The 12,593-nt window shown below is 51.1% G+C and carries 8 protein-coding genes and 1 riboswitch; of the genes, 7 read left to right on the top strand and 1 reads right to left on the bottom strand.

Annotated features, from left to right (window positions below; all coding sequences use genetic code 11):
* Nucleotides 1–80: 80 nt before the first annotated feature.
* A riboswitch (TPP riboswitch) is annotated at nucleotides 81–185 on the bottom strand.
* 265 nt (nucleotides 186–450) lie between these two features.
* From ACEN2G_RS10055 to cysA, 6 genes are all read left to right on the top strand, one after another.
* Nucleotides 451–1,371, top strand: coding sequence for an o-succinylbenzoic acid (OSB) synthetase (locus tag ACEN2G_RS10055; protein ID WP_442021359.1), 921 nt, complete (start codon nucleotides 451–453; stop codon nucleotides 1,369–1,371).
* A gap of 94 nt (nucleotides 1,372–1,465) precedes the next feature.
* Nucleotides 1,466–3,433 (top strand): exoribonuclease II, encoded by a 1,968-nt coding sequence (locus tag ACEN2G_RS10050; protein WP_442021358.1) that lies wholly within the window; start codon nucleotides 1,466–1,468, stop codon nucleotides 3,431–3,433.
* Nucleotides 3,434–4,157: 724 nt separating this feature from the next.
* The gene (gene cysP / locus ACEN2G_RS10045) at nucleotides 4,158–5,162 is read left to right on the top strand and encodes a thiosulfate ABC transporter substrate-binding protein CysP (protein ID WP_442021357.1); all 1,005 of its coding nucleotides are present in this window, start codon (nucleotides 4,158–4,160) and stop codon (nucleotides 5,160–5,162) included.
* Nucleotides 5,163–5,165: 3 nt separating this feature from the next.
* The gene (cysT, locus tag ACEN2G_RS10040) at nucleotides 5,166–6,008 is read left to right on the top strand and encodes a sulfate/thiosulfate ABC transporter permease CysT (protein WP_442021356.1); all 843 of its coding nucleotides are present in this window, start codon (nucleotides 5,166–5,168) and stop codon (nucleotides 6,006–6,008) included.
* A complete protein-coding gene (cysW, locus tag ACEN2G_RS10035) occupies nucleotides 6,008–6,859 on the top strand; it encodes a sulfate/thiosulfate ABC transporter permease CysW (protein WP_442021355.1) in 852 nt (283 codons plus the stop codon). Before cysT ends, cysW begins: the two co-directional genes overlap by 1 nt.
* 6 nt (nucleotides 6,860–6,865) lie before the next feature.
* Complete coding sequence (gene cysA / locus ACEN2G_RS10030) at nucleotides 6,866–7,957, top strand: sulfate/thiosulfate ABC transporter ATP-binding protein CysA (RefSeq protein WP_442021354.1); 1,092 nt, start codon at nucleotides 6,866–6,868, stop codon at nucleotides 7,955–7,957.
* 114 nt (nucleotides 7,958–8,071) lie between these two features.
* Here cysA and cysM read toward each other — a convergent pair whose 3' ends face one another.
* Nucleotides 8,072–8,959, bottom strand: coding sequence for a cysteine synthase CysM (cysM, locus tag ACEN2G_RS10025; RefSeq protein WP_442021353.1), 888 nt, complete (start codon nucleotides 8,957–8,959; stop codon nucleotides 8,072–8,074).
* A gap of 291 nt (nucleotides 8,960–9,250) precedes the next feature.
* Between cysM and ACEN2G_RS10020 the strand changes: the two genes are divergently transcribed.
* Nucleotides 9,251–11,905, top strand: coding sequence for a bifunctional acetate--CoA ligase family protein/GNAT family N-acetyltransferase (locus ACEN2G_RS10020; protein WP_442021352.1), 2,655 nt, complete (start codon nucleotides 9,251–9,253; stop codon nucleotides 11,903–11,905).
* Nucleotides 11,906–12,593 lie beyond the last annotated feature (688 nt).

The raw sequence follows: 12,593 nt of genomic DNA, 5'->3' as shown, positions 1-12,593 counted from the left end.
ATAGCAATCTCACTTAAATCCATGTTGGGTGAAAAAGCTTGTCAGGAGTGTTGATAAGAAAATGGCAGAGGAGGGTATGCGCCAAATTCTCACTTGCTTCCCTTACGCAGGTATTAGCCTGATCAGGTTCAACGGATCCCACTTACTGTGGTCTCAGCCCATATAGAGCACTCCGACAAGATAGTGGCCAGTAAAACAGATCCAAATCACAAAAGCAAAGCGGTTATTGATTATAAATAATTCAGCTAACTGCCGACAAAAGAGCCGATAACAGCGTTCAACATGACAAAATCGCAGATAAATACCGCATGTTGCAGCTAAAAATACTTTAAAGGTAATAACGCTACCAATGCCTAATGAGATCTAGGCGGCTAGCCATATAATCGCGGCAATGTTAATTTCAGGTAAAGATAATAGCCCTAACTGGGCGGCCTGTTCAGAGATACCAATATGCTGATTAACCTTTATCACTATCAATTACCCTTAACTTTTCCGCTCACTATCAATGGCGCAACTGTGGCGGTACGGGACGGTTTTTATGTAGAGATTGACGGCCATTGGGGTGAGGTGGCGGCGCCAATTGGTGAGAATGAAGCCGCTGTGCTGCGGGACTTAACCGCAGCTTGCGAGCACTTACGCCAAGGCCGACGTCATGAAGCCGAATTGCCGGCGGTGCAGTTTGGCTTAGATTGCGCGCTGGCTAAAATAAGCACTATGCCTTTATTCGCGATAGCCTCTTTACCGTTATTGGAAGGCTCAAGGGATCCGCTGGTGCGCGCTTGGCGCTGTCGGCGAATACATCCAGAGCGGGCTTGGCTTATCCTCACCGGTGATGTGCATTACGACGCAGGGTTAATACGCGAGCTGTGCATGTTGGCGCCCAAGGTGCGCTTAGTGCTGGACGCAGGCGCTTGTTTACACAGTGAGCAGATCATCGATTTATGGTCACGCATCGAGACTCGCCGTATCGACTGGCTACTGGATCCCACTACCGAGTTAGCTGAGGCGCAAACCTTGAGCAGGCTGCACTCAATACCGGTCGGCCTCGACTTAGCCCGTTATGCTGATTTTGCCTCGACCGCAGCAGCTGACCTGAGCAATGCGGAGTTCGCTAAGGCGGTGATCGTTAGACCAGCGCAGTTGGGCGGCCTTGCCCACAACCAAACGCTGGTCGCTCAGGGCCACGCCTTGGGGCTGGAAGTTATGCTGGGCGATAGCTTACAAAGTGGCCTTGGTCAGCATCAGTTAGCCCATTTATCTTATCAGTGGTTGCCAGATGCACCATTGGCGCTAGGCCGCTGTCGTTATCTGCTGGACTCAGGCGTAGATGATCGAGGAAAACCCCAAATAGCTGGACTCACGCCGCTCTGACTCTGCTCTTACACGATGCAGACACTCAAGCTCTGCTTGGCATATGAGGCCTAAATCCGTATAGTCAGCTGCATATTTCGACAGGTTTCTATATATGTTTCAAAATAACCCCCTATTAGCTCAGCTAAAGCAACAAATGCGTGATGACCTTCAAGTTAAAGAAGGCATGGTTAAAGGCACTTCTAAAGGCTTTGGCTTTTTAGAAGTGAGCGAAAAAGAAAGCTACTTTATTCCACCGCCACACATGAAAAAAGTCATGCATGGCGATCACATCACCGCCATCTTGCGTACCGAAAATGAGCGAGAGCTGGTAGAGCCAGAAACCTTGATCGAAGCCGGCGTTACTACTTTTGTGGCGCGCGTAAAATGGTTTCGTGACCGTTTAAATTTGGTGCCCGACCATCCTTTGATGAACGAAGCCATTAAAGCCCGTACCGTTAAAGGCATTGACGAAAAAAGCCTAAAAGAAGGCGATTGGGTATTAGGCGAACTGACCTCGCACCCACTCAAAGGTAACGGCTTTTTCGCCAACGTTATCGAGGTAATCGCCGGCGTTGACGACCCAATCGCTCCGTGGTGGGTAGTATTGGCGCGCAACAAATTAGCCAAACACGCACCAGAAGACAGCAAAGATTGGCAACAAGTGCCCGATACTCTGGTTCGTCGTGATCTTACCGATGTGCCTTTCTTCACTATTGATGCCGAATCCACGCTGGATATGGATGATGCATTACACATCACTAAGCTCGATAACGGCTGGGAATTATTAGTCGCCATCGCCGATCCGACCGCTTATGTACCTCATAACAGCGTGATGGACAAAGTGGCCGCCGAGCGTGCCTTTACCGCTTATTTGCCTGGCCGTAATATTCCTATGCTGCCGCGCACCTTGTCTGATGAGCTGTGCTCATTAAAAGAAGGCGTTGAGCGTCCAGTAATCTGCGCGCGCTTGTTTATCGACAATGACGGTAAAGTAGACGAAAAAGCCGAGTTCTTTGCGGCTACCATGCGCTCTCATGCGCGCCTGAGCTACGACAATGTGTCGAATTGGATTGATGAAATTGGTGATTGGCAGCCAGCCAATGACGTAATAGCCGAGCAATTACGCCAGATGAAAGCGTTCACGCTCACGCGTGCCGCTTGGCGCACTAAGCACGCCATCATCTTTAAAGATCGCCCTGATTTTCGCTTCGCACTCGATGCAGACAGCAACGTCACCGGCATCTTGGTAGATTATCGTCGTATCGCCAACCAGATGGTTGAAGAGTCGATGATAGCCGCCAACTTGGCCTGTGGTAACTGGCTGAATACACGCGTCGGCACGGGTATTTTTAACGTGCACTTGGGTTTTGATAGCGAGAAAATGGAAGGCTTAGTGGAGCTGCTTGCCGCTCACGAGTCACCGTTTGCACCAGAAACACTCAGCACGCTGGAAGGTTTCTGTGCCCTGCGCCGCTGGGTAGATGATCGCGAAACCTCTTATCTGGACAGCCGCACTCGTCGTTACCAATCGTTTGCCGCCATGAGCCCAGTACCAGGCCCGCACTTTGGTTTAGGTTTAACGGCTTACGCCACTTGGACCTCACCAATTCGTAAATATGGCGACATTGTCAATCATCGCTTAATTAAGGCGATTTTGGCAGAAGAAGCCCACGAAGCCTTCGTACCTAGTGACGAGCTGGCCGTGCATTTATCAGAACAGCGTCGCATGCACCGTCGTGCCGAGCGTGATATCGCCGACTGGCTATACGTGCGTTACCTGAAGCCAGCCGTGGCCGAAGGTAAGGTTTTTGATGCCGACATCGTCGATGTAGGCCGTGGTGGTGTGAGATTGCGCCTCCAAGAAAACGGTGCCGGCGTCTTTATGCCCTCATCACTGATCTTGGCCAATCGCGATCGCTTAGAATGCAGCTGGGACGATGGCCGCGTCTACTTAGACAAGGTCACCTTGTATGAGCTAGGCCAAACGGTGCAGATTATTATCACCGAAGCCATCGAAGAAACTCGCTCTTTGATAGCCAAGCCAGCCCTGCCTATTTCGACCGTAGCGCCGCAAGCGTAATAACTCGCTGACAACGATAACAAGAACAGCCAAAAGGCCTGCATCCGCAGGCCTTTTTTTGTGAGCGGTGAGCGGACGCTATAAGTTCTTAAAGATCAAAGATTCTCTCGTAACGAAATCCGCAGAAGAACGCAAAAAAATAGAGATCGCATCTAAAAGTACATATTTAATGTTTTCCTGATTACTTATGAACCTCAGCCAGTATGCTGCCTTATTTAGGTTTTTGTAGCTGCCAACTTGTTCGGCAGGCCAGCTTTGCTGGCAATTTTTAAATAAAAACATAAAACCGTGGCGAAGTCCTCTTCGCCGAAGAGACGGCCACCTTTTAACCCATTGAATCTATTGATGCTGAAGTCACTGAAACATAGCTGAACTTTGTGGATAATCAGGAATGTTTTTAAATCGACTCGCCTACAGAATCACTCCTTTTTGGCGCTCATCGTTACGTTAGCCCTTACCAACAAGACCTCGGTTTGTTCTTATCTCGGCTTAATTTTTTCGTGGGTTTGGCGGGTTTAGTTGCAAAATATCTAGTTTCGTTTTTCTTAGCTTGGCTATGCCTTTTTTAACTGATCGCTTACGGCTTCAAGCTTACCGCTGCCCGAAGGGCATTATACTCGCCCCTGCTGATGTATACCAAAAAGAAATATGAAACCGCTTATAAAGCACTTATGGATCTATTAGAATAGTTCCATATTAACCTTTCATGTTTCTGGAGTTCATCATGCGTAAATCACTGATTGCGACCCTGCTACTGACGGCAGGCTTAAGCACAGCCGCACCTTTGCAGGCGAAAGAACTACTGAACAGCAGCTACGACGTAGCCCGCGAATTATTCGCCGAAATTAACCCTATTTTTGCTGAGCACTGGGAAAAAGAAACCGATGAAAAGCTGACGATTAAGCAAACTCACGCCGGTTCATCCAGCCAAGCACAGGCCATTTTGCAAGGCCTGCGCGCCGACATAGTGACCTATAACCAAGTGACCGACGTCGATGTGTTGTATGAAAAAGGCAAACTGATCCCCAAAGATTGGAAAGCCCGCCTGCCTAACGACAGCTCGCCTTATGTATCTACCATGGCGTTTTTAGTACGCAAAGATAATCCGAAAAATATCAAAGACTGGAACGACTTAACTCGCGAAGACGTGAAGCTAGTGTTCCCAAACCCTAAAACCTCTGGCAACGGCCGCTACACCTATCTGGCCGCTTGGGGCGCTGCTAGTCAGCAGTATGATGGCGACCAAGAGAAAATTCGTGAGCACATGGGCAAGCTAATCAACCAAGTCGCGGTATTTGATACCGGCGGTCGTGCGGCCACCACTACCTTTATTGACCGTGGCATTGGCGATGTGCTGATCACCTTTGAATCAGAAGTGAACAGCATTCGCGACTTATACGCCGCCGACGGTTATCAGGTAATAGTGCCCCCCGTAGACGTATTGGCTGAGTTTCCGGTGACTTGGATAGATAAAAACGTAAAACGTAACAAGACCGAGAAAGAAGCCAAGGCTTATCTGGAATTCCTGTATAGCTCAGATGCGCAGCGTATCTTGGCTAAGCACTACTACCGCGTAAACGATAAAACCGTAGCCGCAGAATTTGCCGATAAATTCCCTGACACCAAGCTGTTTAAAGTAGAAGACGTGTTTGGCAGCTGGGAGCAGGCCATGAAAGATCACTTTGCCAACGGCGGCTCTTTAGACCAGTTACAAGCAAAAGGACGCTAATTTATGGCGGCGCTCTTGGGTTCATCGAAGCGAGTATTACCGGGCTTTACCCTGAGCATGGGCACTAGCCTGCTGTTTGTGAGTTTGATTATCTTGCTGCCGTTAACTGGCCTGATCATCAACACCAGCCAAATTGGTTGGCCAGAATACTGGCACATTATCAGCGACCCCAGGGTGGTGACCACCTATAAGGTGACCGCCAGCGCCGCCGCCGCTGCTAGCTTGTTCAACATGGTGTTTGGCCTATTAATGGCCTGGATTTTAACCCGCTACCGTTTTCCTGGTCGGGCGATTTTGGATGGTCTGATGGACCTGCCTTTCGCCTTGCCTACCGCGGTAGCCGGCCTTACCTTAGCCTCACTATTTGCCACCAACGGTTGGTATGGCGAATGGTTGGCTCAGTTTGGGATTAAAGTCTCCTACACCTGGATTGGCATAGTGGTGGCCATGGTTTTTACCAGCGTACCGTTTGTGGTGCGCACGGTACAGCCGGTATTAGAAGACTTAGGCCCCGAATACGAAGAGGCGGCGGCCACCTTGGGCGCTAGCCCTTGGCAGGCATTTAGCCGCGTCGTATTACCGGAATTAAAACCCGCTTTGATCACCGGGACCGCGCTGTCCTTTACCCGCAGTTTGGGAGAATTTGGTGCCGTGATCTTTATTGCCGGCAATATGCCTTGGCAAACCGAAGTCACTTCCTTGATGATTTTTATCAAGCTCCAAGAATTTGATTATGCCGCTGCCAGTGCTATCGCCAGCGTCATCTTGATGGCCTCTTTCGTGCTGCTGTTCTTAATTAACGGCATTCAAAGTCGCTTTATGCGCCGCGTACGAGGTAACAGCTAATGGAACAGAGCCTAACCTTCAGTAAGTCAAGAAGCACCCCGCGTCCTTGGATGCGCTGGTTTTTAATCGGCATTGGCACAGTACTGACGCTGATGCTGTTAGTGGTGCCACTATTGGCCATTATCGCCGGCGCCTTTGCCGCCGGTGTGGGTGGTGTGCTGGAGAACTTAAACGAGCCAGACATGCTGCACGCTATTGGCTTAACGCTGATGATCGCCGCCTTAACCGTGCCCATTAATCTGGTATTTGGCACCCTGCTGGCTTGGTTAGTCACGCGCTTTAACTTTCGCGGTCGCCAGTTGCTGCTTACCTTAATCGACGTGCCCTTTGCGGTGTCGCCAGTGGTGGCTGGCTTGTTGTATCTGTTGATGTACGGCGTGAATGGCCCGGTGGGCGGCTGGTTAGACAGTGTCGATATGCAGCTGATGTTTGCTTGGCCCGGCATAGTGATGGTAACGGTATTTGTCACTTGCCCCTTTATGGTGCGCGAATTAGTACCCTTGATGAGCAGCCAAGGTACAGATTCAGAAGAAGCCGCCGTTTTGTTAGGCGCCAGTGGTTGGCAGTTATTTCGCAAGATTACGTTACCCAATATTCGCTGGGCGCTGCTCTACGGCGTGATCTTAACCAACGCCCGCGCAGTGGGCGAGTTTGGCGCCGTATCGGTAGTTTCCGGCGGCATTCGTGGTGAAACCAATACCCTGTCATTACACGTTGAGCTCTTGCATCAAGATTACAACGCGGTCGGCTCCTTTACTGCCGCAGCATTACTAACCTTGATGGCCATTATCACCTTATTACTGAAATCTTATTTTGAATGGCGCATGCACAGCGCCGCAGCACAGGAGTAGAATCGCATGAGCATTCATATTGAGGGTATTAATAAATCCTTTGGCAAGACTCAGGTGCTGCACGATATTAATCTGGATTTGCCCAGCGGTCAGCTAGTCGGTTTGTTAGGGCCTTCTGGCTCAGGAAAAACCACCTTGCTGCGCATTATTGCCGGCCTTGAGCACGCCAACAGCGGCCGCATCCACTTTAACGGCAAAGATGTAACCGACTTACACGCTCGAGATCGCAACGTGGGTTTCGTGTTTCAAAGCTATGCGCTGTTTCGCCATATGACGGTGTTCGACAACATAGCTTTTGGTCTGACCATAATGCCTAAAGGTCAGCGCCCTACGAATAATGAGATCAAACAGAAGGTAAATAATCTGCTGGAGATGATCCAGTTATCTCATGTGGCAGACCGCTTCCCGTCTCAGCTCTCCGGCGGTCAACGCCAGCGCGTCGCCTTAGCGCGCTCTCTTGCCGTAGAGCCGGGTGTGTTGCTACTCGATGAGCCCTTTGGTGCGCTGGATGCTCAAGTGCGCAAAGAGCTGCGTCGTTGGTTACGTCGCCTGCATGACGATCTGCACTTCACCAGCGTATTTGTGACCCACGATCAAGAAGAAGCCATGGATGTGTCCGATCAAGTGGTGGTGATGAGCCAAGGTCGGGTCGAGCAAATTGGCACACCCGACGCCATCTGGCAGCAGCCGGCTAACCGCTTCGTGATGGAGTTTTTAGGTGAAGTAAACAAGATAGAGGGCGAGATCAACGGCAGCCGCTTTAAAGTGGGCCATTATCCGCTGCAATTACCGGTCGCCAGCCACAAACAAGGTCAAGCCAGCTGGTATTTACGCCCCCATGAGGTGAGCTTAAAAGCAGCCGCCGACGCCCAGCATCCGCTGCCGGTATTGGTAACAGACGTAAACGCCCGCGGCAGCTTAATTCAATTAGAGCTAGAGCCCAAAGACTGGCCAGGCACGCTGATGGAAGCCCAACTGCCCCATCAACACTTAAGCAATGTGACCCGCGGCCAAACCCTCTATCTGGGCAGCCAAGGCGGCCGTGTTTATGTGGGCGAGCAACAAATTACCGACAGCCATATAGCGCTAACTGCTTGAACTTGATGTGAGGGGTGAAGAGTGAGGGGTGAAGAGTGAGGAGAAAGGCGTAAATACCCGCCTTTCAGACTCGATGTTTCCCCCTCACAATTTACGCCTCACTCCTCACTGCAATTAACCAAACACACCCGATGATAAATAGCGGTCACCGCGGTCGCAGATAATGGCGACGATAATGGCATTATCAACTTGCTCGGCTAGCTTAAGCGCACCGGCTACGGCACCGCCGGAGCTAACACCGCAGAAGATACCTTCTTCACGCGCCAAACGCAGCATAGTCGCCACGGCTTCATCTTCACTAATATCCAATACCTGATCGACACGGCTTTTCTCGAAGATGCCCGGTAAATAAGCCTCTGGCCAGCGGCGAATGCCTGGAATACTGCTGCCTTCACAGGGCTGTAAGCCGACGATTTTTACGTCGCAGCTTTGCTCCTTTAGATACTTAGACACGCCCATAATGGTGCCGGTAGTGCCCATGCTGGAGACAAAGTGCGTAAGCCGACCCTCGGTTTGCTGCCAGATTTCTGGGCCCGTGGTTAGGTAATGCGCTTCTGGGTTATCTGGGTTATTAAACTGATCTAAGATCACCCCTTTGCCGTCGGCGGCCATCTTGTCGGCTAAGTCCCGCGCGCCTTCCATGCCTTCTTGCTTGCTAACCAAAATCAGCTCGGCGCCGTAAGCCAACATAGATGCCTTGCGCTCTTCGGTGGCGTTATCCGGCATGATTAAGATCATGCGATAACCTTTAATGGCCGCCGCCATAGCCAGCGCTATGCCGGTATTGCCACTGGTGGACTCAATCAGCGTGTCACCGGGCTTAATGTCGCCGCGCGCCTCTGCCTGTCGGATCATGTTCAGCGCCGGTCTGTCTTTTACCGAGCCCGCTGGGTTATTGCCCTCCAGCTTTACTAACACCTGACTATTGGTGTGCTTGGCCAAACGCTGCAAACGCACTAATGGTGTGTGGCCAACGAAGTCCTCTATGGTAGGAAATTGCATGGGGTGTCCTTAATGGCAAAGTGCTTAAGATAAGATAAAGCTGTATTTGAGCAAGCTAGCTGCGAGGCGTGAAGGCCCGACTGAAGCGCACTGTTAGGCCTTTATTTAAATGTGTGTTTGACTCACGACTTCAAGGTGCAATCAAAGCTAAGCGCCTGATTATATGCTACAACTCCAAGGCTTATAATCTTGTGAGGATGCTTAAATAACGTCAGCCAGCAAGTCATCGTTCTGTCGTACATTTTGCCATACATTTTTCCATAACTCTGCCCCCGACATAAAGGAGTGCGTATGCCGCTGCAAGGTCTAGATGCTTTGTTTCATCCCGCCAGCATAGCCGTGATCGGCGCCTCACATCGAGATAACGGCGCCGGCAAATTGGTGATGAAAAACCTACTGGCAGGCAACTTCAGCGGCCCTATTATGCCGGTTAACCCTAAGTACGAAGCCATAGCTGGCGTCATGGCCTACCCAAATATTGCCAGCCTACCGCGCAGCCCAGACTTGGCAATTGTGTGCACGCCGGCGGCGAAAAATACCGAGATCATCGAGCAGCTTGGGCAAAGGGGCTGTAAGGCGGTGATTATTCTCGCCGCTGGCACTACCGCTGAGCAACTAGCACAGATGAAAGACAGCGCCCGCACTCATAAGATGCGCTTGCTCGGGCCCAATAGTATGGGCGTTATCATGCCGCACTTGGGCTTAAACGTGAGCTTTGCGCCGTTTCCGGCCAAGCCTGGGCGCATCGCCTTCGTCTCGCAATCCGCCGCCGTCTGCTCAACTATTCTCGACTGGGCCCGCCATAACGACGTGGGCTTCTCGCACTTTATCTCGCTAGGTGATGCCTGTGATATCGACTTTGCCCAGTTGCTCGATTACCTCGCGCGCGATCGCCACACCAGCTCCATTTTGCTCTACATGGATGCGGTGCAAGACGCGCGCAGCTTTATGTCGGCGGCCAGAACTGCATCACGCAACAAAGCTGTGCTAGTAGTAAAAAGCGGCAAGACCCAACTCGGTGCCCAGCTTGGCCATTTACACTCGGGCGGCAATGTGGGTATGGACGCCGCCTACGATGCGGCCATTAGGCGCGCCGGCATGTTGCGCGTGCGCGATACGCACGACTTATTTGCCGCCGTAGAAACGCTCAATCATGCCCAAAACTTGCGCGGCGAGCGCTTAGTGATCCTTACTAATGGTGGCGGGCCGGCCATTATGGCCATAGATACCCTAGTGGCCCGTGGCGGCAAGCTGGCGGCTTTAAGCGACAATACCCAAGCGCAACTCGATAAAATACTGCCTGCCGCTTGGTCGAAAATAAACCCCATCGACATCGTCGGCGACGCGCCCATAGAGCGCTATCTCGACAGCTTAAAGGTGCTGCTCGACAGTGACGATTATGATGCCATTTTGATTATGCATGCGCCGTCGGCTTCCGTTTCTAGCCCGCTGGTCGCCAAGGGAATCATTCAGCTGCTACAGAGTCACCCTAAAGCCAAGCATGTGAATATTCTCACCAACTGGTCTGGTGAAACCAGCACCTTTGAAGCTAGACGTTGCTTTACCGAAGCCGGTATTCCTACCTATCGCACGCCAGAAAGTGCCGCCGGTGCCTTTATGCACTTAGTGGAATACCGGCGCAACCAAAAATTATTGATGGAAACGCCTGAGTCGATTTCCGATATGCCCAGCGATAAAGAAACCGTCAAGACCTTAATTCAAGAAGCTTTCAGTCAAAATATTTATCAGCTGGACACCCATGAAGTAAGCCGATTGATGGCCGCCTATGGCATACAGACACTACCGACTTGGATTGCCAACGACAGCACAGAAGCGGCGCACATTGCCGAGCAAATCGGTTATCCAGTCGCTATCAAACTGCGCTCGCCAGATATCACTCATAAGTCCGATGTATCTGGCGTAGTGCTTAATCTACGCTCCGCCGCCGAAGTGGCGCAATCTGCCGATGCGATTCTTGACCGCGTTAGCCAATCCTATCCGGGGGCACGCATTACCGGCCTTATGGTACAGCGCATGGCCAGACGGGCTGGATCTCAGGAGCTGCATATAGCAGTGCGCTCCGATCCCGTATTTGGCCCCATTATATTGTTAGGCGATGGCGGCATAGATTGGGACGGAGAAGAGCAAGCCGCCGTCTCCTTATTGCCCTTAAACATGACCTTGGCCCGCTACTTAGTTATTCATGCCCTAAAAACTGGCAAGCTGAGAGCCAATCGATCCCATCAATCGTTAGACATGGAAGCCGTGTGTCGGGTGCTGACTAAAGTTTCGCACCTGATCATCAATCATCCAGAAATTACCCATCTAGATATACATCCGCTGTTAGCGACCGGCAAAGAGTTGATCGCACTGGATGTAAGTCTTGCGCTTGAGCCATTCGAGGGCGAAGGCCAAGCGCGACTCGCCATTCGACCTTATCCGACTGAGTGGGAAGAGCAGGCAACACTTAAAGACGGCAGCACCATCTTAATGCGCGCCGTATTGCCAGAAGATGAGCCGACTCACAAAGATTTTGTGAGTAGTGTCTCTGAAGAAGACAGATATAAACGCTTCTTTGCCAATGTGGTGATCGGCCATGAAGAGCTGGCTCACATGACGCAAATTGATTACGACCGCGAGATGGCGTTCGTGGCCATTAATACCGAGGGCCAGATTTTAGCCGTAGTTCGCGCCATATCGGATCCAGATAACCAAGATGCAGAGTTTGCCATCCTAGTGCGCTCCGATCTCAAGGGCATGGGGCTGGGTCGGTTATTAATGGAAAAAATGATCCGTTACGCGCGCATTAAAGGTCTACACAGCTTAAGCGGCATGACCATGCCCACCAATCGCGGCATGATCAATCTTGCCCGTAAACTCGACTTTAAGGTGAAAGTAGATTTAGAAGAAGGCGTCGCCGAGTTGAAACTACAGCTGGGAACGTGAGGCGTGAGGCGAAAATACCGCGCTAAGCGTCGAGATTGGCAGGGTGCATGAATGTAGCCGCGAAATGGTGCAACGCGCCATCCCGTGTGCATGGGCTTGTGGATATAAAAAATATGGGATATGAAAGTTCGGAGCAAAGATGTGGCTGCGCCACATTGCGCCACATTGCGCCGCTCAAAGCATCGCCTACATTCGTGCTATATGCAGGATTTCATGCACAAAACCCCACCATGACACGGTTCCGCCTGCGGCGAAATGCGAGAGTGAACGTTCGCCTACAACTGACGGTGTCTGTCTTGTCTTGGCTTGTCCCCTTCACCCTTTACGCTTCACTTTTCTATAGACGAAAAAAAGCCCGGCTCTTTCGAGTCGGGCTTTTTGAATTGGTTGCCTGGCGTGGCTCGTCCCGTATTCAGGATAATACCAATCTAAGTAAAAAAGTGGCCTGTTCATGCGAACCACAAAGATAGGCACCGCTCTTGTAGCCCCACGCTTTAGCTGTGGGTCCTGCGAAGCAGGATAGTTTAAAACATTCCCGCTGAGACAGGACTAGCAGCTGAAGCGCTAGACTACAAAACACCGTCCAGCCTGACTTTAGCTGTTGTATTCACTAATACCAATCGGATTAAACATTAGATCAGTTTTGTCCAGCTTCGATTACATAGTGATTTCACTCGATCCACGTCGG

Source organism: Oceanisphaera sp. W20_SRM_FM3, from assembly GCF_052119705.1.
Classification (GTDB): domain Bacteria; phylum Pseudomonadota; class Gammaproteobacteria; order Enterobacterales; family Aeromonadaceae; genus Oceanimonas.
Note: the sequence above shows the minus strand (reverse complement) of the source record. Positions and strands in the feature narration are given on the sequence as shown.

Bases quoted from the DNA above. Each gene is read 5' to 3' on its own strand.
- cysT (WP_442021356.1), top strand. From the start codon at position 5,166: ATGGCGGCGCTCTTGGGTTCATCGAAGCGAGTATTACCGGGCTTTACC.
- cysP (WP_442021357.1), top strand. From the start codon at position 4,158: ATGCGTAAATCACTGATTGCGACCCTGCTACTGACGGCAGGCTTAAGC.
- ACEN2G_RS10055 (WP_442021359.1), top strand. From the start codon at position 451: ATGCTGATTAACCTTTATCACTATCAATTACCCTTAACTTTTCCGCTC.
- cysM (WP_442021353.1), bottom strand. From the start codon at position 8,959: ATGCAATTTCCTACCATAGAGGACTTCGTTGGCCACACACCATTAGTG.
- ACEN2G_RS10050 (WP_442021358.1), top strand. From the start codon at position 1,466: ATGTTTCAAAATAACCCCCTATTAGCTCAGCTAAAGCAACAAATGCGT.
- cysW (WP_442021355.1), top strand. From the start codon at position 6,008: ATGGAACAGAGCCTAACCTTCAGTAAGTCAAGAAGCACCCCGCGTCCT.
- cysA (WP_442021354.1), top strand. From the start codon at position 6,866: ATGAGCATTCATATTGAGGGTATTAATAAATCCTTTGGCAAGACTCAG.
- ACEN2G_RS10020 (WP_442021352.1), top strand. From the start codon at position 9,251: ATGCCGCTGCAAGGTCTAGATGCTTTGTTTCATCCCGCCAGCATAGCC.